Source organism: uncultured Brevundimonas sp., from assembly GCF_963974615.1.
Lineage (GTDB): Bacteria > Pseudomonadota > Alphaproteobacteria > Caulobacterales > Caulobacteraceae > Brevundimonas.
The window spans coordinates 35358-56174 of the sequence record NZ_CAXBDH010000011.1; the positions used below are offsets into that span (position 1 = coordinate 35358).

The window sequence follows — 20817 nt, forward strand, 5'->3', positions numbered from 1 at the left end:
ACGCGCAGGGGCGGGCTGGACGCGTGACCGGCCGGCGCGCCATACAGGCCCTCGTTGTCGCTGGAGGTCCCATGTCCGAGTTGTTTGCCGCGCCCACTCGCGCCGACTGGACGGCGAAGGTCGCCAAATCACTAAGGGGCAGGTCGCCTGACACCCTGGTCCGGACCGACGCTGACGGCCTGACCATCGCCCCCCTGTATTCGGCGACGGACGGGGTCATGTCCCTGTCGGTACCGCGGTCTGCGGACGCCGACGGCCGGGCCTGGGACCTGCGCACCCTGATCGAGGGCGACGCCCCCGAGTCGGTCAATGCGGCGGTGCTGGACGATCTGGAGGGCGGCGCGGCCTCGGTAATCCTGTCGGGCAATATCCTGTCGGACAGCGATCTGCTGGTGCTGGCGCTCGACGGGGTGACGCTGGAACTGGCCGCCGTCGGGCTGGACGCCGGGCTGGACGGCCCGGTCGCGGCCGACGCGCTGGCGGTGGTAGGCAAGGGCTCGCCGCGGGCCAAGTTGCGTTTTCACATGGACCCGGTCTCGACCTTTGCCGCCGCCGGGGCCGCGCCCCGACCGATCGATGAACATCTGACCCTGGCCGCCAACACGGCGGCCCGTCACGCGGGAGCCTATCCCGAGGCCAGCTTCTTTCTGGCCAGCGGTCGGGCGGTGCATGAGGCCGGTGGGTCGGCCGGGCAGGAACTCGGCTTTGCCGCCGCCTCGGCGCTGGCCAGCCTCAAGGCCGGGGTCGCGGCGGGGCTCAGTCTCGAGCAAGCGGCGCGCGGCACGGTTCTGGGGGTGTCGGTCGACGCGGAATATTTCGATGCCCTGGCGCGGGTGCGAGCGCTGCGGCTGATCTGGGGCTCGCTGGTCAAGGCGCTGGGGCTCAATGTTCCCGCAACGATCGAGGCGCGCTCGTCGCGACGCATGCTGTCGGCGCGCGATCCCTGGCCCAATCTGCTGCGTCTGACGGCGGCGGGGTTCGCCGGGGCGGTCGGCGGGGCCGATGCCGTGGTACTGGACGGGTTCAGCCGCGCGGCCGGGCGCCCGGACGCCTTCGCCCGGCGGCTGGCGCGCAATACCCAGCTGGTGCTGATGGAGGAGGCCCATCTGGGCCGGGTCGACGATCCGGCCGCGGGGTCATGGTTCCTCGATGCCCGGACCCGCGATCTGGCTGAGGCCGGTTGGGCCGAGTTCCAGCGCATCGAGGGTGAGGGCGGGGTGATTGCGGCCCTGAAGGGCGGCACCATTCAGGCCCGGGTGGCGACGGCGCGGGTCCTGCGAGAAGCCGATCTGGCCGAGGGCCGGGTCCAGCTGATCGGGGTCACGAAATTCGTCAATGCCGAGACGCGCGCGGCCCCGGTCGAGGTGGAACCGGAGGCGACCGTGACCGGGGGCGGTGACACCTGCGTGCCCCTGACCCCGGTGCGGTTCGCCGCGCCCTTTGAGACCGCGCTTGCGGAGGCGGCCCGATGAGCGGCTTTCCCGACTTCACCCGCATCGAGCTGGACGCCGGCACCGTCGGACCGGTGCCGACTCGCCCGGACTGGGAAACCCCCGAAGGGATCGTCGTCGCTCCGGTCTATGGCCCGGACGCCGTCGAAGGGCTGGACTTCACCGACGGCCTGCCCGGCTTCGCCCCCTATGTGCGCGGCCCCTATCCGACCATGTACGCGTCCAACCCCTGGACCATCCGCCAGTACGCCGGATTCTCGACCGCCGAGGAATCCAACGCCTTCTACCGCCGCAATCTGGCGGCGGGACAGAAGGGACTGTCGATCGCCTTCGATCTGGCCACGCACCGGGGCTATGATTCCGACCATCCGCGGGTCGCGGGCGATGTCGGTATGGCCGGGGTGGCGATCGATTCCATCCTCGACATGCGCACCCTGTTCGACGGCATTCCGCTGGACACGATGAGCGTGTCGATGACGATGAACGGGGCGGTGCTGCCGATCCTGGCCCTCTATGTCGTGGCCGCCGAGGAACAGGGCGTGCCGCACAGCGCCCTGACCGGGACCATCCAGAACGACATCCTCAAGGAGTTCATGGTCCGCAACACCTACATCTATCCGCCCGAACCCTCGATGCGGATCGTGTCGGACATCTTCGCCTGGACCGCGGCGGAAGCCTCGCGCTTCAACTCGATCTCGATCAGCGGCTATCACATGCAGGAGGCCGGGGCCTCGGCCGATCTGGAGCTGGCCTATACGCTGGCCGACGGCATCGACTATATCCGCGCCGGGGTGGCGTCGGGCATGGATGTCGACACCTTCGCGCCGCGGCTCAGCTTCTTCTGGGCCATCGGCATGAACTATTTCATGGAGGTGGCCAAGATGCGGGCCGCCCGCCTGTTATGGGCCGAGCTGGTGCAGGCCGAGTTTGCGCCGAAGGACCCGAAATCCCTGTCGCTGCGGGCGCATTGCCAGACCTCCGGGTGGTCTCTGGCGGCGCAGGACGTGTTCAACAATGTGCCGCGCACCGTGATCGAGGCCATGGCCGCCGCCGGGGGACAGACCCAGAGCCTGCACACCAATTCGCTGGACGAGGCCCTGGCCCTGCCGACCGATTTTTCGGCCCGGATCGCGCGCAACACCCAGCTGTTCCTGCAGATGGAGACCGGCCTGACCGGGACCATCGACCCGTGGGGCGGCAGTTTCTACGTCGAACGGCTGACGGCCGATCTGGTCACCCGGGCCCGGGCCCACATCGCCGAGATCGCCGCCCTGGGCGGCATGGCCAAGGCGATCGAGGCCGGGGTGCCCAAGTTGCGCATCGAGGAGGCCTCGGCCCGGACCCAGGCGCGCATCGACACCGGCCAGCAGACGCTGGTAGGGGTGAATCGTTATCTGAACGCCGTCGCCGACGACATTCCGGTACTCAAGGTCGACAACGCCGAGGTGCGGGCGCGCCAGATCGAGAAGCTGCGGAAGCTGCGGGCTGAACGCGACGAACCGGCCGTGCAGGCGGCACTTACCGCCCTGACGGAGGGCGCGCGCGGCGACGGCAACCTGCTGGAGCTGTCCGTGCGCGCGGCCCGGGCCCACGCGACGGTCGGCGAAATCTCCGATGCGCTGGAAGCGGCTTTCGGGCGGCATGTCGCCACGGTCAAGACGGTCACCGGCGTCTATGCGAAAGCCGCGGGCAAGGATCCGAAGATCAGCCGCGCCCGCGACATGGTCGCCACTTTCATCGAGAACGACGGTGGCCCCCCGCGCATCCTGATCGCCAAACTGGGCCAAGACGGTCACGACCGGGGCCAGAAGGTCATCGCCACCGCCTATGGCGACCTGGGACTGGAGGCGACGGCCGGATCCCTGTTCCAGACCCCGGCCGAGGCCGCCCGGGATGCCGTGGCGAACAATGTCCACGCGGTCGGGGCGTCTTCGCTCGCCGCCGGGCACCTGACGCTGGTGCCAGAGCTGAAGGCTGAGCTGGAGCGGCTGGGGCGGTCGGACATCATGATCGTCGTCGGCGGGGTGATTCCGCCCTCCGATGTCCAGACCCTGATCGATATGGGGGCGGCGGCCGTCTACCCGCCCGGCTCGGTGATCGCCGATACGGCCATCGACCTGATCGACCGGCTGAACCAGCGCCTCGGCTACGCTCAGAAAACCTAGGGGCGCTGGCGGTCCGGCAGCGCTGCGACTTCATCGGCCGTCAACCGGCGGGCGACCTGGACTCGGCAGGGACCGGCGGGAGAGATGCCGGCCGAGGTCGTGACCACGGCGAAATCGCCGGCGCAGAGGCGGGACGCCATGCCGGCGGGTGACGAGATTCCGAGAACATTGGCGGAATCCAGATCACGACAGTAGCCGGTGGCCCTGAGTTCGAAGACGTCAGAGCCCTGAGCGCGGAGATAGACTGACTGGGCGTCTCCTTGCCGGAAATTGACTACCTGGTCCGGATAGAAACAGGCGCGGCCGGTCCGCGGAGCCGTGTCACCCGATCCGGGCACGGGCGCGCAGGCGGCAAGGGCCGTCAGAGATGCGGCCAAAAGGGCGGTGGGCAGAATTCGGTGCTGGAGAGGGGGCACGACGGTTCCTTCCGGTTGGACTGGACATTTAAACATCTGCTCTGGCCGTCGACTTCGCAAGGTCCTTCGGGCGACCCAGCCGCGCCGGGTCGACCCGTGCCGCCAGTTCCGCGTTCAAGGGCGATTCAACGCCGAGAACCAGGGCCGCCACATGCTCGGCCAGCAGGGGCGCAAAGCTGAAGGCGCGCGATCCCAGTCCTGTCAGCAGATAGACCCCCGGGGCACCTGACAGCGGCCCCGCCAGTGGCAGGCGGTCGGCGGTTGTGGCCCGGATAGCCGCACGACTGTGCCCGGGACCCGTCGCCTCGACCCGGGACGCGAGTACCGGCAGGCGACTGTTCAGGGCCTGGAGATTGCGGGCGCTGTCGTCGGTCCGGATGTCGGTATCGGCCTGATGGCGATCATGGGTGGCCCCGTACAGGATGCCGTCAGCGGTCGGGATCGCATAGCCGCCCCAGGCCACGGCCGGCGTTGAGAGGCCCTCGACCCATTCTGCCTGCCCCCTGACCGGTGTCAGGGCGGGGGCGTCAGGATGATCCGCAATCAGGGTCGCCGACCCCCAGCCAGCGGCGACGATCACCCGGTCGACGGTCAGGATCACGTGGTCTTCTGCGTCCATCAATCGCCAGACTCCGCTCTTGAGGTCGAGCCGGTGGACATTGGCCTGAATTTGCGACTGGTCTGCCAGCCACGCATTCAGAATGACGGACGGTCGCACCGTCAGGGCTCCGTGCATCGCCAGTCCGCCGGTGTCGACAGGTTCGCCGAGCCGGTCCGCCGCACGGTCGGCGGGCAGGGGGGTCATATCTCCCGGCGTCCACACCGACTGGGCCGCGACCTTGGTGAAACGGCCCGCGTCCCGGGTAGTCTGTTCCAGCTGTATGACGCCTTGCGCCAGCACGGCACCGGGCACTTCGGCATACAGGTCGCCCGCGCGTTTCAGGGCGTGGGCCGCGAGGCTGGCGATGACCGGGTCGCCGACATCCAGTCGCGGTGTCACCAGCGAGGCGGGAAAGCCAGATCCGCCGGCACCTGGGCCGACCGACTCGATGACGGTCGGGTTGGCCCCAAGTTCTGTCAGGGCCCGGGCCAGAGCCGCTCCGGCGATGCCGGCTCCGATGATGGCGATGGACGGCGGCGAGACGGCCACGGATGCGGTCGGGAGTCGTCGGGCTTCAAGACGTTCGCGCTTGCGGCCGTGGCCCGGACGTTTGGTGACGTCGAAACCGCGCTCGGACAGACCGCGACGCACCGCACCGGCGACGGTGAAGGTCGCCAGACGCGCGTCGGGTACTGAGTGGGCGGCGATCGCATCGAACACACGCGACGACCACATGTCAGGATTGGTCGCCGGTGCGAAGCCGTCGAGGAACCAGGCATCGGCGTGGCCCTGCCAGGTTTCGAGCGCCCAGGCGACGTCACCGACCGCCAGTTCAAGGCTGGCGTGATAGCCGGGCAGGTCGACCCGGTGAATTCCCGGCGTCCTGGTCGGCCAGACCGCAAGCAGGGCTGAGGCCGCGTCCCTGATTCCGGGCCAGGCCCCAAGAGCGCGCCGGGCCTCGTCGACCGAAAGCGGGAACCCCTCGACCGAGAAGATGTGCAGATGGGCGTCCGGCGGGGCCGTGTGATGCCACAGGTCCAGCAGGGCGGCGATGTTCAGGCCCGTACCGAAGCCCAGCTCGGCGACGGTAAAACGGCTGCGTCCGGACCAGGCGGCGGGCAGGTCGCAGCCGGAAAGGAACACCGTCCGACTTTCCGCCAGTCCGTCTTCACGCGAGAAATAGACGTCGTCGAACCGGCCGGAACGCGGTGAACCGTCATCGGTCCAGAGCAGGCCGGGGGACAGGTCCTTGGTGGGTGACGATGGTGGCATGGTCGCGCCTTACACCGGCCCGACAGGGACACGCACGAAAAAAGGGGCCGCCGAGGCGACCCCTTTCCGGGCACGGACCCGAGGGTCCGTAATCCAATCCAGTAAGCTGTAAAGCTTAGTGGGCAGCCGGAGCCATGGCAGCGTCGGCAGCCGGAGCCGTAGCAGCAGCGTCGGCAGCGGCGGTCGCGTCGCCAGCGGCGGCAGCAGCGTCGGTGGCGGCGGCGTCGGCGGTGACAGCGGCGTCGGCGGCGGTGTCGGCGGCGGCAGTCGCGTCGGCGGCAGCAGCATCAGCAGCCGGCTCGGCGGCGGGCTGGCAGGCGGCAACGGTCAGGGCGAAGGTAGCGGCAGCCGAAACGGCCAGCAGTTGACGGATGTTCATAGGAAATTCCTTTAGGAAGGGGTCAAGCGGGGTCATGAATCCCCGAATACCGACAGTAACGACTTTGTGAGCCGCTCCGCAAGCGAATTCTCACGCGTTCGTGATCAGTGGGAATCGGAAACGAAAAAGGGGCCACCCGGCGGGTGACCCCTTCTGTCTGGTCCGGGAGCGATGCCCCGGAACCGGTCTTTAGTGAGCCGGTGCGGCTTCAGCCGGGGCAGCGGCGACGGCGTCGGCAGCAGCGTCCGAGGCGACAGCAGCGTCGGTCGAGGCGGCGGCAGCGTCGGCGGCGGCAGCGTCGGCAGCGTCGGCGGCAGTGTCAGCGGCGGCGTCAGCTTCAGCGGCCGGCTCGGCGGCGGGCTGGCAGGCGGCGACGGTCAGGGCGAAGGTGGCGGCGGCCGAAACGGCCAGCAGTTGGCGGATGGTCATGAGAAAACCCCTCGGTTGGAATCAAAACGGGGGCAGTCCCCGCTATCCACCTCGGTAACGCGTCTGTGAGGTGGGACGCAAGCCCTCATCAGAACGGGGTGTTTCCCGTGCCGCCGGATACCTTCTTGTCACCCGGCGGTCGGGATCAGGCCGCTTCGGTCCCCATGTTCGACAGGGTCTCTTCCATTTCGAGGAAGGTGGGTTGAGCCGGTGACGGAATGTCTCCTCGTCCGATCTCGACCGAGATCTGGGCGGCGTTACCGTGCAAATGTGCCACCAGGACGGACTGGATGATCTTGTAGTAGCTGGCGTCCTCGTCAACGATCGATTTAAGCCGGGCCGCGATTGGGCCCACGAGTCCGTAGGCGAGGAAGACCCCGAGGAAGGTCCCCACCAGGGCTCCACCGATCATTCCGCCCAGCACGGCGGGGGGTTCGCTGATCGACCCCATGGTCTTGATCACTCCGAGCACTGCCGCAACGATACCCAGGGCGGGCAGGGCGTCCGCCAGGTTCTGTAGCGCATGGGGCGCGTTGAGGGCTTCGTGATGATGTTTTTCCAGCTGTTTTTCCATGGCGTCCTCGACCTGGTGCGGGTCCTCGAGGTTCATGGTCATCATGCGCAGGGTGTCGCAGATGAAGTCTGTAGCGAAATGGTCCTTCAGGACCTTCGGATATTTCTGGAAGATCGTGGATTCGGCCGGCTTTTCGATATGGCTTTCCAGGGCGATGACGCCTTTGGACTTCATCGTTTTGGTCAGCTGGAACAACAGACACAGCAGATCCGTATAGTCAGCCTTCTTCCACTTCAGTCCGGCGAACGCCTTTCCAAGGCCGCTCAGTGACGCCTTGATCGTCGGTACGCTGTTGGAAATGAGGAAGGCGGCGACGCCGGCACCACCAATCGCCATCATCTCGTGCGGCAAGGCGTGCATGATGACGGCGAATTTGCCGCCCGAAATGATGTAGCTGCCGAACACGGTAGCGAACAGCATCACAATGCCGATGATCTGGAACATGGGGTGCCCGGCCGTCCTTGGAAGCTAAGGACGCATACAGTCGCGGTTAATGCTTAAGGGGCAGTTGCGATTCCCCGGCAGATCAAAGCCGCGCGGCACCACTCATCAGTGCGGCATAGCCGTCCAGGGTCACCTTGGTGTAGCCGGTCTTGCCGCCGCGAACATAGAGGCCGGACTGGACCCTGGCGGGGTTGAAGCCGTCTTCGACCAGATCGACCTTGCGGTATTTGAACGTGCCGGTCGTTTCGGCCTGCTTCAGCAGCCGTACGAATACAGGCCGGGCATAAGGCGGCAGTTCGGCATCGACCCATTCGGCGAATGCCCTGCTACTGAACCGCCCCTCGACGATCAGGGCCACCATACCGGCCTTGCCGTCCTGTCCAGGGACAGGAACGCCATAGGCGATGACCTCCTGAACGCCAGGGGCTTCTGTAAGGCGTTGTTCGACCTCGGTGGTGGAGACATTTTCGCCCTTCCAGCGGAAGGTGTCGCCGATCCGGTCGACGAAAAAATAGTAGCCGTCTGAATCCCGGCGCATGAGGTCGCCGGTTCGAAACCAGCGATCCCCGCGCTGGAACACGTCGGTCAGAACCTTTTTTTCCGACGCGGCCTTGTCGGCGTATCCAGAGAACTCGTGGCGAATATCGTCGCTGATCTGGCCGATCGCCTCGCCGACCTCGCCGGGTTTGGTCAACTGGCACAGGCCGTCCGGGCCTCGCACTGGCTGCTCGGTGTCCGTGTCGAACCGGACCAGCCGTATATTGATCTTGTTCTTTACAAAGCCGGGAACCCGACCGATTGCACCGGGGCGTCCGTCAAGGTTGAAGAGCGAGACATTGCCTTCGGTCGAACCGTAAAATTCCAGGATTTCCGGAATGGCGAACCGCTTCTGGAAGGTCTCCCAGACATCGGGGCGCAGGCCGTTGCCATAGGCCAGCCGAAGCTTGTGGTCGCGTTCGTCGGGATGTTCGGGGCAATTGACCAGATAGCGGCACAGCTCGCCAATATAGACGAAAATGGTCGCGCCGGAGGTCTTCACGTCCGGCCAGAAAGTCGTTGCCGAGAATTTCTTCCTCAGGATCAGTCGGCCGCCGTTCAACAGGGCGGGGCCGACGCCGACCAGTCCGCCGGTGGAATGGTAGAGGGGCAGGACATTGAAGGTCCGGTCCGCAGCCGTCGAGGCGGTGACCCCGGCAAAGGCGCGCATATAGATGCGAGCCCGCGAATGGGTCACACGCGCGGCCTTGGGCAGGCCGGTGGTCCCCGACGTATAGATGAACAGGGCGGTGTCGCGATTGGTGAGACCGGCCCGGATCGACCTGTTCGGGCGGACCGACGACCCGCCTCTCAGGGGTTTGTCGAGCCCGCGTCTGTTGTCGGCCTCGCCTTCGTCTCTCAGCCCGACGACCCACAGCATCAGATTGCGGTTGACGAAGGGGCGTGCCTCCTCGACCCGCGGCCAGCAGTCCTCGTCAGTGACGACCTGGGACGCGCCGGAGATGGTGAGGCAGTGGGCCAGGGCATGACCGGTCAGATTGGTGTTGATCAGCGCGGTCGAGACACCGACCTTGGAAAAGCCGATCCATGCCGCCAGATATTCCGCCCGATTCAGCATCATCAGGGCAACGACGTCACCGCGATGCAGACGCCGACCCTGGGCCCAGTGACCGAAACGATTGGCGAGGGCGTCGAGCTCCCTGAATGTCAGGGTACGGTAGTCGTCCTCAACGGCGATACTGTCAGCAAACCGGTCGACAGCCTCCTCGAAGTCGTCACAGATCAGATCCGGACTATCGAGGGTGACCGGCTTGATACGCTTGAACAGCCGACGCAATCCGGCCGCGAACTTAAGGTCGCGCCGGATGTTCGCCATCAGCCTCATGGTCGCGCCCGCCTCATAAAATCGGATTGCCTGAACCCCGTGATGGACAACCGGCCCTTCCGGGTCAACTGCGGGGCGAATTCCCTTGTCGATTCACACCTGCGTCCTGTCGGATTGTCGCCCGGCGTGGCGCCGTTGCGCCGGTGACGTTGCGTCATCCAGACCAGCAGACGACGAAACTTGTGTGTCCGCCCCGCAAGGATATCATATCGCATATCGCATATCGGCGGTCGCCGACATGGTGTCGACTGACCGTCCGGGGATCTGGAGACTGCCATGCGCCTGATGATCGCCGCCGCCCTCGCCCTGACCTGTGTCGCTCCTGCTGTGGCTCAGGACTTCACCGCCACACCAAATTACGGAGAAATCCGGTTGTCGCCGGGATTTACGCCGGACCCGGTTCTGACCAGCGTTCAGGCCGGGGGCTCGATCAATGCTAATATCCGGCTGAAAAACTGTTCGGGCTATATCAGTTCGGCACCCGATTTGCGGCTGCGCTGGAACGGTAACGGGACGCTGAATTTGAAGATCTCGGCCGTGTCGAACAGCGACACCACCCTGGTGATCAACGGGCCCAATGGTGAATGGTATTGCGATGACGACAGCGGAGAGGATTCAAATCCGTCCGTCGCCCTGCCGTCGATTTCCGGCCAGTACGATATCTGGGTCGGCACCTTTTCGAGCGGGAACTCCCGGCCAGCGGTCGTGTCGATTTCAGAACTGAGCAGTTTTTAGGTATTCGAGAAATACACACAGGTCCTGAAGCGGATCAATTGTTGCCTTGATTGTGTTCGCAACGGTATTTCTTCATGGCCGTTCAATAAAATCGGAACTCCTAAGCGAGGTGTCGGTTTTATTAGCGTCGCTATGGAGAATAACCATGACAATTACATATACTGATCATGAGATCCCGAGCCATCCATATGGCGGGCGCGTCGTTGCGGACACGGCTGCGGTCGTCGATCGTGAACCCTATACGCCGGTCTATGCGCGCAGCGGCAAGGCCCGCAATGGCCGCAAGGCGGTCAAGACCTGGATGATCCTGGCCCCGGTCGGGGCTGTGGTCCTGATCGGCGGCGCGGCGGCGATGATGATGGGGGGAGAAACGACCTCCTCGCTGGGCGCGCCGGTACCGGTCGCCGCGCCTCCGGCGGCCCTGCCCACGCCTGAAGCCGTTGCTCCGTTGAGCACTGAGGCTCCGGTCAAGACTGTGATCGCTGCGCCGGCCCCGGCGGCAAGGCCGGCGGCACGAACGGCCACCCCGTTCGCTCGTGTCCGACCCGCAGCGGTTGTGAGCGTCGCGCCCGCCGAACCTGCACCGGTACCTGCCGGGCCGCAGCCCTATCTCAGCGGGACCGCGACTCCGGCGGCGACGTCCCTGCCCCCGCAGTCCGTGCCGGTCCTGCCGCCCGAGCCGATAACGAGCCCACCGCTCGACTAAGCAATCCCGGCTGATTCAACTGAAGGCCCCGGCAGTTCATTCCGTCGGGGCCTTTAACATTGTGTCAGGGGCGGCCCGGCGACACGCGCCAGATGACATTGCCCACGTCGTCGGCCACTAGCAGGGCTCCATCGGCGCCGGTCTGGACGCCCACCGGTCGGCCCATGGCTTCACCCTTGCTATTGAGGAACCCGGTCAGCACGTCCTGTGGCGGTCCGGCAGGGGTCCCGTTCACGAAGGGGACAAAAACCACCTTGTAGCCACTGCGCGGCCTCCGGTTCCAAGAGCCGTGTTGACCGATGATGGCCCCGTTTCGCCAAGCGGGAATACGGGTTCCGTCATAGAAGGTCAGACCGAGCGAGGCTGTGTGGGCCCCGAGCGAATAGTCGGGCCGCAGGGCACGGGCGACCATGTCGGGATTGCGGGGTTCGACCCGGGTGTCGACGGTCTGGCCGTAGTAGCTCCATGGCCAGCCGTAGAAGCCACCGGGAGTGACGGAGGTCATATAGTCGGGCACGAGATCGTCGCCGAGTTCGTCGCGTTCGTTGACGGCGACCCAGAGTTTGCCGCTCTCGGGATTCCACGCCATGCCGACCGGATTGCGCAGGCCCGAGGCATAGACACGCCGGGTACCGGTGGCGGGATCAATCTCGAGGATGGCGGCGCGATCAACTTCCTCACCGAGACCGTTCTCGGCCACATTGGAATTGGATCCGACCCCGACATAGAGGCGCGATCCGTCGGCGTTCGCCACCAGACTCTTGGTCCAGTGATGGTTTCGTCCGGCGGGCAGGTCGGCGATTTTGACAGGGCTGTCCGGGATGCTTGTCTGGCCAGTCTGGTACGGGAAGGTAACCACGGCATCAGCGTTGGCGACGTACAGCCGGTCGCCGATCAGCGCCATGCCGAACGGGGAGCGCAGGTTTTCCAGAAAGGCCGTGCGGGTCTCGGCCACGCCGTCGCCGTCGGCGTCACGCAACAGGGTGATACGGTCGGCGCTGGGTACCCGGGCACCCGCACGCTTCATGATCAGCCCCCGGAACCAGCCGACCACACCCACGGGTTTTCTCGTCAGTCGCGGCGGCGCATTGGTCTCGGCGACGAGGATGTCGCCATTGGGCAGGCGGTACAACCAGCGCGGATGATCAAGATCCCGGGCGAAGGCGTTCACCACCAGGCCTGCGGCCGGTGTAGGTGTCTGGTTGTCGGGCCAACCAATGGCCGGCGCGATATTGACCCGCGGCAGTAACCGATTGGTTGGAGTCGGAAGGGTCGGATCCGGTCCGAACCGCTCCGCCTCGGGGACGCCGGACCTGTCGACGCAGGCGACGAGGACAAGTGTCGCGCTGATCAGCAGAAGATGGCGGAGCATGACGGCTATCCTTCAGCAGGGTCGGTCCATGGGCCCGGTGAACGGTGCACCTTAGCGTATCCGGACGCGTTTCCAGACAGGTCGTTCGGTGTGACTGGCCAGCGCACATGTGCTGTACGGGGAAGTCACCGACAAGGATGAGATTTCCGAAACTCCGTGACGACCGGAAAGGTTCAACGACGTTCCGGCGGATCTTTTCGACAATGGCTTGAGCCTTGGCCGATCATAGCCATATTCCGGATCGCGGCGCACGGGGGCCGCCGGGGGGCAGATCCGAATGCAGCCGGTTATCGCTATCGAGGGTCTGACCAAGACCTACCAATCGGGACTTCAGGCCCTGAAGCCGATCGATCTCGAAATCAGCAAGGGCGAGATCTTTGCGCTATTGGGCCCGAACGGGGCCGGCAAGACCACCCTGATCAGTGTCGTCTGCGGCATCGTCACCCCGACCACAGGTACGGTTCTGGCCGATGGCTTCGATATCCTGAAGGATTATCGCAAGGCGCGGTCACGGATCGGTCTGGTGCCCCAGGAGCTGACCACGGACGCCTTCGAAACCGTGCTGGCGACGGTCACCTTCAGCCGCGGGCTGTTCGGTAAGGCCCCGAACCCTGCCTTTATCGAACAGGTGCTGCGCGACCTCAGCCTGTGGGACAAGAAGGATGCCAAGCTGCGCACCCTGTCCGGCGGGATGAAGCGTCGGGTGATGATCGCCAAGGCGCTGAGCCACGAGCCCGACATCCTGTTCCTCGACGAACCGACGGCAGGAGTCGACGTCGAGCTGCGCCGCGACATGTGGAACCTGGTCCGCGGTCTGCGCGACCGCGGCGTCACCATCATTCTGACGACCCACTATATCGAAGAGGCCGAGGAGATGGCCGACCGGGTTGGGGTCATCCTCAACGGTGAGCTGATCCTCGTCGAGGACAAGACGGTCCTGATGAAAAAGCTGGGCAAGAAGACCCTGACGCTGAATCTGCAGGAGCCGATGACGGCGATTCCGGTCGAACTGGCGGACTGGTCGCCGACGTTGAAGGCCGACGGGCACGAGCTGGAATATGTGTTCGACTCCAACGCCGAACGCACTGGCGTTCCATCCTTGTTGCGCCGGTTGAGCGAGCTGGGTGTGGCCTTCAAGGACCTGAACACGCAGCAAAGCTCGCTGGAGGATATCTTCGTCAGCCTCGTACATTCCGACCGGACGGAGACCGCGGCATGACCGTTAACGGCTATGGCATCTGGGCCATCTACCGGTTCGAAATGGCGCGGGCCCTGCGCACCGTCTGGCAGTCGATCGTTACGCCGGTAATCACCACGGCGCTCTATTTCGTGGTGTTCGGGTCGGCCATCGGCGGGCGCATGACCGAGATCGACGGGGTGCCCTACGGGGCCTTTATCGTGCCGGGCCTGATCATGCTGAGCCTGTTCACCCAGTCGATCTTTAACGCCAGTTTCGGCATCTATTTTCCGAAATTCACCGGCACCATCTACGAGATCCTGTCGGCCCCTGTGTCACCGCTGGAGATCGTCGCGGCCTATGTCGGGGCGGCGGCGACCAAGTCGGCGATTCTGGGCCTGATCATCCTGGCGACCGCGACCCTGTTCGTGCCGCTGCACATCCTGCACCCGGTGTGGATGCTGGCCTTCCTGGTCCTGATCTCGGTTACCTTCAGCCTGTTCGGGTTCATCATCGGTATCTGGGCGGACGGTTTCGAGCAGTTGCAGATGATCCCGATGCTGGTGGTCACCCCCCTGACCTTCCTGGGCGGATCCTTCTATTCGATCGATATGCTGCCGCCCGCCTGGCGGACGGTCACCCTGTTCAATCCGGTAGTCTATCTGATCTCGGGATTCCGATGGGCCTTCTTCGGGACCAGTGATGTGGGGGTGGTGATCAGTATGTCAGCGACCCTGGGCTTCTTCTTCACCTGCCTGGCTATCGTCGGCTGGATGTTCAAGACGGGGTATCGGCTGAAGAGCTGATCGTCCCGCGAACACGCGTGCGTCATGAAACCGTCGAACTCGGACGGCAACGTCAGGGCTCCTCGCGTTTCCGAGATGCGCTGTTCGCCGGCGCGGGAGTTTTCATGTCGACACCGCCCAACGACCATTCAAAGCCCCCCGGTCGCCATCAGGTTCAATGGGGGCGTGCTCCGCAAACGGTGTTTCGGGCCGGTCCCCTGCCCGGTCAGGTGCCGGCCGAGCGGGAACCGGCCCGTCCTGTCGCGCCCCGGCCCGCAACCAGTATCCTGAGTGGATCGATGATCCCGCGGCGACGGCCGGTTGTCGCGCCTGACCTGCCCGTGCCGGAGGTTCAGCCGGACGGCCAGTCTCCGGTCTTGGAGACTGCCGATGCTCCGGTCCGCCCCAATACGGTAACCTCTGCTGCTACTCCCGAAGTCGGGGCGGCCGTCGTCCGCCCGTCGTCCGGCCGCGGGCGGGGATATCTCGCACTCGCTGCGGTGGCTGCGGCAGCTGTGACTGTGGCAGGCGCGGCCTGGCTGTTCAAACAGGGCGGGACGACATCCGCGCCTGCGGTAGCGGAGGTCGTCACCCCGACAACGCCGCCGCCGGCCGTTCCGTCCCTGCCGGTCGCACCATCCGGGCGGGCGGAGGAGATTCCGGCGGCCACCCCGCCGGAGTCTGTGCCGACCGCCGCCCCGTCAGCACCGGTCGCTCCGGTGCAACGATCAGCTGAGGTCGCAGTGGTTCGACCGCCGGTGGTGGCGGTCGAACCACTGAGTCCGCCGATCGTGGTCGCGAATGATCCGGTGGTCAGTGTTCCCGAGCCCGTCGGTCCGGCTCCGACAGTGGCCCTGCCCCCGCCGAGCGATCCGAATGCGCCGATCGTGACCCGGCCCCAGCCTCTGGACCAGGGTCCGGGAGGCGACTAACGCAGGGTCAGATAGCCGCGCTCGACCATGCGCCGCATGGCTTCATAGGCTTCGGCCAGCTCCTCATAGGCGGAACGGTGGGAGATCAGGCGGGCGGTCTGGTCGGGTGTAACGGGTGAACCGGACTCTGACAGGCGCATGGCTTCGGCCGCCCATTTGCCGCGGGCGTTGGCGGTACAGACGGCGAGGCGCTGGAAGGCCGTGGCGTCGACATCGGCGAGCATCTGGCCGATGACCTCGCGGTTGGCAATATAGGTCGAATAGTCGATTTTCTCGAGCTGGCCGCGCAGCCGCCGCTGCTCCTGCGGATCGGCGTCCTGGGGCTCGAAATGGTCGCGTGAGCGGCGATAGCTCGAGGTCTGAACGGTCGACATGATGCGTTTCCTGTTCTCCTGGAGAGAGGCTGCGCTTCACCTGTTAACGGGCGGTTGCCGGGCCGGTCGGGGCCAGGCGGATCCTATGGCGGTCGGGAACGCCGGTGCCGCGTGGGCAGCGGGTCGGTTCGAAGGCGGTCGAATAGCAGAGTCGGACCTCGCGCAGCCAGTCGTCGTCAGCGGTGACCACGGTGATAGCCCCGCGCGGCAGGCCGGGATTGGCGGCGACAAAGGCGTCACGGACGGCCCCGGCGGTCAGGCGGTCGGCCGGGATGGCCTCGAGGTCGGGCCGATTCAGATCATTCCAGAGGGCGGCGGCCTGGCTGAAATAGGCTTCGGGACTGGACCAGCCGCAGGTGCCGTGGGCGGCCCATTCGTGCTGCTGCAGCCGGGGCGAGGGGGTCATGCAGAAATTGGCCCGCACGGTTTCCGGCTGCAGGGCGGGTGCCGGACCACAGTAGCGCGGGTGGCGACTGGCCGGGCCATTGGGCCACAGGCCGTGCAGGGTCAGGCCGAAGCGGTTGTCGCGGCACTGAAGCGCGGGGTCGGGGTAGTCCTTGCCGCTGCGGCAGGCCTGGGGTGACCAGCTGATGGCCAGAAGATGATAGGCGGTGTCGACGTCGCGGACGACCTCGTCAGCGGGGGGAGCATAGGGTCGGGCCGGTGTCAGACTGTCCGGAATGTCGCACACGGCTGTGCCGGCGACGGCGGCGGGCGCGGGCGGGTTCGCCGACCCGCAGGCGGCCAGACCCAGCAGCAGGGCGAGGGCGGCGGCGCGGGACAGCAAACGGATCATGGCGGTCCCGCGCGGCCGGTCAGGTGGTGGGTTTGGGGCCGCGGGCCTCGGCCAGGCCGGCGACGACGCGGTCAAAGGTCTCGGCCACTTCGCCGGTCGGGGCCCGGCCCATCAGGCTGACCAGCACAATGGCGATGAAGCCGAAGGTGAAGCCGGGCACGATCTCGTAGATCAGGCTGCTGAGCACGGCTCCGTCGGCCAGTACCGGAGCATAGGTCCAGAACAGCACGGTGGCGGCACCGACGATCATGCCGGCCAGGGCCCCGTTGCGGGTCATCCGCTTCCAGGTCAGGGACAGGATCACCAGCGGACCGAAGGCGGCACCGAAGCCGGCCCAGGCCTGGGACACCAGGCCCAGCACGCTGTTGGAGGGGTTCCAGGCGAGGATGCCGGCGGCCACGGCGACGGCCAGCACGGTCAGGCGTCCGACCATCACCAGTTCCTTCTGCGAGGCGTTCTTGCGCAGGAATATGGCGTAGAAATCCTCGGTCAGGGAGCTGGACGAGACCAGCAGCTGCGACGAGATCGTGCTCATGATGGCGGCGAGGATGGCGGCCAGCAGGAAGCCGGTGACCAGCGGATTGAACAGCACGTCGGACAGGATGATGAAGATGGTCTCGGGGTCGTCGACCACCAGGCCTGTGCGGGTGGCATAGGCGAGGCCGGCCAGGCCGGTGCCCAGGGCTCCGAGCAGGGTGACCAGCATCCAGCTCATGCCGATGTTGCGCATCGTCGCGACGGACCGCACCGAACGCACGGCCATGAAGCGGACGATGATGTGGGGCTGGCCGAAATAGCCGAGACCCCAGGCCATGGCCGATATGACGCTGATGACAGTGGCCCCCTTGAACATATCCAGCAGACCGGGATCGATGCCACGGATGGTCTCGGTCATGCCCTCGATCCCGCCGACATGGGTCAGGGCCACGACGGGCACGAGGATCAGGGCCACGAACATGATGCAGCCCTGGACGAAGTCGGTCAGGCTGACGGCCATGAAGCCGCCCAGCAATGTGTAGGCCATGACCACGCCGGCGGTGAGCATCAGGCCCAGGCCGTAGTCGAGGCCGAAGGCGCTCTCGAACAGCTTGCCGCCGGCGACGAGGCCGGACGAGGTGTAGAGGGTGAAAAATACGACGATGACCAGCGAGGAGATGACCCGCAGCATCCGGGAATTATCGAGGAACCGCTTGTCGAAATAATCGGGGATGGTCAGGGCGTCGCGGGCCAGTTCGGTATAGAGGCGCAGGCGCGGGGCGACGATGATGTAGTTGGCCATGGCCCCGATAAACAGGCCGATGGCGATCCAGATCGACGACAGGCCGCTGAGGTACATGGCACCGGGCAGGCCGAGCAGCATCCAGCCGCTCATGTCCGAGGCCCCGGCCGAGAGCGCGGCCACTGCGGGGCCCAGCCGTCGTCCGCCGAGGATGTAGCCCGAAACGTCGCTGGTCGATTCGCGATAGGCGTAGAGCCCGATCGCCAGCATCAGGACGAAATAGAGGCCGAGGGTGATGAATGATCCGGTTTCCATTCCCTAGGGGTAGCAGCGTTGCGGCAACTCCGACAACCCGGGGGCAAATCTGACCCGATCGGGCCGGTTCACGCAGCGGGCATGCGCAGGGTGAAACAGGTCTGGCGGGTGTCGGATTCGACGGTCAGGGTGCCATCGTGGGCCTCGGCGATGCGGGCGGCGATATAGAGACCGAGGCCGAGACCCGGGCGCGGTGTGTCGGCTCCGGGACGGCTGAACGGCTGGAACAGCCGGGCGCGGGCCGTCTCGGGGATCGGCGGGCCGGAATTGGCCACCGACAGGGTGAAGCCGCCGGCGTCGGCACGCGCCGTGACCTGGACCGGGGTGTCGGCGCTGCCGTGGGTCAGGGCATTGGCCACCAGGTTGGACAGCAGCTGGCCGATGCGGTCGGGGTCGCAGTCGACGGGGCGGTCCAGGACCAGATCGATACGGATGTCGCGGTCGCCGTGGGCCGAGCGCAATTCATCGATGACGGTCTCCAGCACCGACCGGAGCTGAACCCCGGCGCGGTGCGCCAGTGGCAGACCGCCGCCGAGACGGCCGCGGGCGAAGTCGAGGACGTCGTCGATCAACCGGCCCATGCGGGCGGTGCTGGCCTGCATCTGGCCGACGATGCCGCGGGCAGCGTCATCCAGCGGTCGTGCCGCCAGCAGGGTGGCCCCGGCCCGGATGGCGGCGACCGGATTGCGCAGGTCGTGGCCGAGGACGGCGATGAACTGGTCGCGCAGTTCGGCGGTCTCGCGTTCGTCCAGCAGGGCGGCCTCGGACTCGGTCAGCCGTTCGGCGGTCTCGAGCTGGCGGCCGATCATTTCGGCGAACAGGCGGAACATCTCGATCCGCTCGGGCCGCGAGATCTCGACCGGATTCGGATCAAGCGCGCACAGGGTGCCGAAAAAGGCCCCGTCGGGGCGGGTGATCGGCACCGAGATATAGCTCTGGAAGCCGTACATGGCCGGTACCGGATGGTCGTGGAACACCGGGTCATTGGCGACATGGTCGATGATCACCGGGGTATCCTGACGCCGCACCCGGTCGCAGAAGGTGGTCTCGATGGCCAGATCGTCGCCGGGATCCATGCCGAATTCGACATTGTCGTGAACGGCGCAGGCGGTCCAATTGTCCTCGGTCACCCGGGCGACCACGGCGAAACGCATGCCGGTGACGGCGGTGATCACCTCGAGGATCGACGGCACCGCGGCGATGCGGTCGATGGCGGCCATATCGTGCGCGATCTGCGGGTCGGGCGCGGCGGCGAGCGCGGGGGCGGGTTCGGCGGACATTGGCCAACTGTAGCGTGTTAGTCTGCAAGACGTAAACATTGGGCCCCGGGTACGGGTCATCGACCGCGCCGGACCGGCGGCGGTGATGGAAGGGCAGGCGGAGCGCCGGGCCTTCGCCCGGTGTTCTGATGGATTACCGTTTCGACGAAGACTGACGCTCCGCGTGGCGAGTTTTCAGCAGCCTGCGTCGGGTGGCGGTCTTGGCGCCTTACCGCAGTGCCGCTGACGGGCGGGTCCTGCTTGCGACAGAATCCCCGGACCGGACGGGTATCCCCCCCGCCCCTGCCCCCGCTTCTCCACTCCCGCCGCACACCAGGTCGCAGGCCAGGCGGCCCTTCCTTGCGACGGGACGGGGGTATTATCGGTGTGGCTGGAAGGGGGGTGGGGGAATGGGCTGGAGAAACGGGCAAGGTGGTGCAGGGCAAGGGATTGGGGGGGAGGATTAGGCGGATTTTTCGCAAACACCTCGCATGTCATCCCTCTCCCGGCGGGAGAGGGCTTGAGCGCACGGCGGCGACCGCCGTCGTTCTGGCGCGACCCGAAGGGCGGCGCGAAGCGTCAAAGGGTGAGGGGTTATGGTGCGATCATGGGGACACCGTACCCCCTCTCCCCAACCCCTCTCCCCAGGGAGAGGGGCTCAGCGTCCCTGCCTGAACAGATCGCGCTATCGCGCGCCGCCGGGATGACGATGGGTCGGCCCTAGCGGAAGATGCAGGAGGCACCGGCCCAGAGGGCGGTGACGGTGGCGGTGGGGGCGGTGCCGGACAGGGTGCCGGACAGGCCGGCGGCGTGGAATTCGGGGCCGATGGAGTCGTTCATGACCTGGACTTCGGGCCAGGCGGCGCGGACCTGGGCCAGGGTCGAGCCGACGCGGATGTCGTCCAGGGTGGAGAAGCCGGACGGGGCGTGCTCGTCGGCCCACCAGCCGGCGAATTTGCCGTCCTGGAAGGCCAGGGTGAAGGCGTCGCTCCAGCGGGCGAAATTCATCGGCCCGGCCCCGCATTCGTCATTGTGGCTGAGGGTCGGGGCGGTGCCGCCGTGCAGGGTGGTCATGAAGTCGATGATCTCGGCCCGGGGCTGGCCGAAGGTCATTTTCAGTGCCGTGCCGTGGCCGCCGGGATTGGCCGGGGTGAAGCCGTCGGCCTCGAGCAGGGCGTCGGGCAGGGCGTTGTTCTGGGCCACAACTGGCGCGGCGACCGGGGCCTGGGGCGCATCGGCCGGGGCCCCGCCCCCCGGACTGCAGCCGGCCAGGCCGAGGGCGGCGGCGAGGGCGAGGGCAGGGGCGAAGGCGGGGGTCAGGGCGTTATGGGTCATGGCGGCAGGTTAGGCCTGTGGGGCCGGTTTGTGAACCGGTGGTATGTGACGGGGTGGACCCCGCCGTCGTCATTCTCCGGCGCGCAGCGACCGGAGAACCCAGCGGCGCGCGGCAGCGCGATGGGGCGGGCGGGGCGACGGGGGCGTTTCGCCCACGCTTCGCGTGGGCGCCGCTGGGTCCTCCGGTCAGCGCCGCTGC

Annotated in this window: 19 protein-coding genes; 7 read left to right on the top strand and 12 right to left on the bottom strand. The window is 66.5% G+C overall.

Annotated elements, in window-relative coordinates; genetic code table 11:
• Nucleotides 1-71 precede the first annotated feature (71 nt).
• The gene (locus tag AAC050_RS09015) at nucleotides 72-1472 is read left to right on the top strand and encodes a methylmalonyl-CoA mutase family protein (RefSeq protein WP_339914749.1); all 1401 of its coding nucleotides are present in this window, start codon (nucleotides 72-74) and stop codon (nucleotides 1470-1472) included.
• Nucleotides 1469-3616: a methylmalonyl-CoA mutase gene (gene scpA / locus AAC050_RS09020; RefSeq protein WP_339914750.1), complete on the top strand. Its 2148-nt coding sequence runs from the start codon at nucleotides 1469-1471 to the stop codon at nucleotides 3614-3616. Before AAC050_RS09015 ends, scpA begins: the two co-directional genes overlap by 4 nt.
• On the opposite strand, the gene AAC050_RS09025 is transcribed toward scpA, so the two are convergent.
• The 6 genes from AAC050_RS09025 to AAC050_RS09050 all read right to left on the bottom strand — a co-directional run bounded on the left by AAC050_RS09025 (nucleotide 3613) and on the right by AAC050_RS09050 (nucleotide 9613).
• A complete protein-coding gene (locus AAC050_RS09025; RefSeq protein WP_339914751.1) occupies nucleotides 3613-4032 on the bottom strand; it encodes a DUF6491 family protein in 420 nt (139 codons plus the stop codon). The two genes, scpA and AAC050_RS09025, sit on opposite strands and share 4 nt — an antisense overlap.
• Nucleotides 4033-4060: 28 nt before the next feature.
• Complete coding sequence (gene mnmD / locus AAC050_RS09030; RefSeq protein ID WP_339914752.1) at nucleotides 4061-5905, bottom strand: tRNA (5-methylaminomethyl-2-thiouridine)(34)-methyltransferase MnmD; 1845 nt, start codon at nucleotides 5903-5905, stop codon at nucleotides 4061-4063.
• 115 nt (nucleotides 5906-6020) lie between these two features.
• On the bottom strand, nucleotides 6021-6284 hold the full coding sequence (locus AAC050_RS09035; protein ID WP_339914753.1) for a hypothetical protein: 264 nt from the start codon (nucleotides 6282-6284) through the stop codon (nucleotides 6021-6023).
• Between the two features lie 189 nt (nucleotides 6285-6473).
• Nucleotides 6474-6713 carry a hypothetical protein gene (locus AAC050_RS09040; protein ID WP_339914754.1) on the bottom strand — a complete coding sequence of 80 codons (240 nt, stop codon included), beginning with the start codon at nucleotides 6711-6713 and terminating at the stop codon, nucleotides 6474-6476.
• A 145-nt stretch (nucleotides 6714-6858) separates the two neighbouring features.
• Complete coding sequence (gene motA, locus AAC050_RS09045) at nucleotides 6859-7731, bottom strand: flagellar motor stator protein MotA (protein WP_339914755.1); 873 nt, start codon at nucleotides 7729-7731, stop codon at nucleotides 6859-6861.
• 82 nt (nucleotides 7732-7813) lie between these two features.
• Nucleotides 7814-9613 (bottom strand): long-chain-acyl-CoA synthetase, encoded by a 1800-nt coding sequence (locus tag AAC050_RS09050; RefSeq protein ID WP_339914756.1) that lies wholly within the window; start codon nucleotides 9611-9613, stop codon nucleotides 7814-7816.
• A 276-nt stretch (nucleotides 9614-9889) separates the two neighbouring features.
• Between AAC050_RS09050 and AAC050_RS09055 the strand changes: the two genes are divergently transcribed.
• Nucleotides 9890-10348 (top strand): peptidase S1, encoded by a 459-nt coding sequence (locus AAC050_RS09055; RefSeq protein WP_339914757.1) that lies wholly within the window; start codon nucleotides 9890-9892, stop codon nucleotides 10346-10348.
• A gap of 145 nt (nucleotides 10349-10493) precedes the next feature.
• Nucleotides 10494-11054 carry a hypothetical protein gene (locus AAC050_RS09060; RefSeq protein WP_339914758.1) on the top strand — a complete coding sequence of 187 codons (561 nt, stop codon included), beginning with the start codon at nucleotides 10494-10496 and terminating at the stop codon, nucleotides 11052-11054.
• A gap of 64 nt (nucleotides 11055-11118) precedes the next feature.
• On the opposite strand, the gene AAC050_RS09065 is transcribed toward AAC050_RS09060, so the two are convergent.
• Nucleotides 11119-12426, bottom strand: a complete 1308-nt coding sequence (locus tag AAC050_RS09065) for a sorbosone dehydrogenase family protein (RefSeq protein WP_339914759.1) — start codon at nucleotides 12424-12426, stop codon at nucleotides 11119-11121.
• A gap of 277 nt (nucleotides 12427-12703) precedes the next feature.
• Here AAC050_RS09065 and AAC050_RS09070 point away from each other — a divergent pair, with 277 nt between their 5' ends.
• From AAC050_RS09070 to AAC050_RS09080, 3 genes are all read left to right on the top strand, one after another.
• Entirely contained in the window at nucleotides 12704-13645 is a 942-nt protein-coding gene (locus tag AAC050_RS09070; protein ID WP_339914760.1) for an ABC transporter ATP-binding protein, read from the top strand.
• Nucleotides 13642-14409, top strand: a complete 768-nt coding sequence (locus AAC050_RS09075; RefSeq protein WP_339914761.1) for an ABC transporter permease — start codon at nucleotides 13642-13644, stop codon at nucleotides 14407-14409. Before AAC050_RS09070 ends, AAC050_RS09075 begins: the two co-directional genes overlap by 4 nt.
• Before the next feature lie 104 nt (nucleotides 14410-14513).
• The gene (locus tag AAC050_RS09080; protein ID WP_339914762.1) at nucleotides 14514-15320 is read left to right on the top strand and encodes a hypothetical protein; all 807 of its coding nucleotides are present in this window, start codon (nucleotides 14514-14516) and stop codon (nucleotides 15318-15320) included.
• On the opposite strand, the gene AAC050_RS09085 is transcribed toward AAC050_RS09080, so the two are convergent.
• The 5 genes from AAC050_RS09085 to AAC050_RS09105 form a co-directional block, all read right to left on the bottom strand.
• Nucleotides 15317-15694, bottom strand: a complete 378-nt coding sequence (locus AAC050_RS09085) for a hypothetical protein (RefSeq protein ID WP_339914763.1) — start codon at nucleotides 15692-15694, stop codon at nucleotides 15317-15319. The genes AAC050_RS09080 and AAC050_RS09085 overlap by 4 nt on opposite strands.
• Nucleotides 15695-15737: 43 nt before the next feature.
• Nucleotides 15738-16490 (bottom strand): ribonuclease T2, encoded by a 753-nt coding sequence (locus tag AAC050_RS09090; protein ID WP_339914764.1) that lies wholly within the window; start codon nucleotides 16488-16490, stop codon nucleotides 15738-15740.
• A gap of 19 nt (nucleotides 16491-16509) precedes the next feature.
• Nucleotides 16510-18024, bottom strand: a complete 1515-nt coding sequence (gene putP, locus AAC050_RS09095) for a sodium/proline symporter PutP (RefSeq protein ID WP_339914765.1) — start codon at nucleotides 18022-18024, stop codon at nucleotides 16510-16512.
• A gap of 68 nt (nucleotides 18025-18092) precedes the next feature.
• A complete protein-coding gene (locus AAC050_RS09100) occupies nucleotides 18093-19304 on the bottom strand; it encodes a GAF domain-containing sensor histidine kinase (protein ID WP_339914766.1) in 1212 nt (403 codons plus the stop codon).
• A 699-nt stretch (nucleotides 19305-20003) separates the two neighbouring features.
• Nucleotides 20004-20618: a hypothetical protein gene (locus AAC050_RS09105; RefSeq protein ID WP_339914767.1), complete on the bottom strand. Its 615-nt coding sequence runs from the start codon at nucleotides 20616-20618 to the stop codon at nucleotides 20004-20006.
• Between the last annotated feature and the right edge of the window lie 199 nt (nucleotides 20619-20817).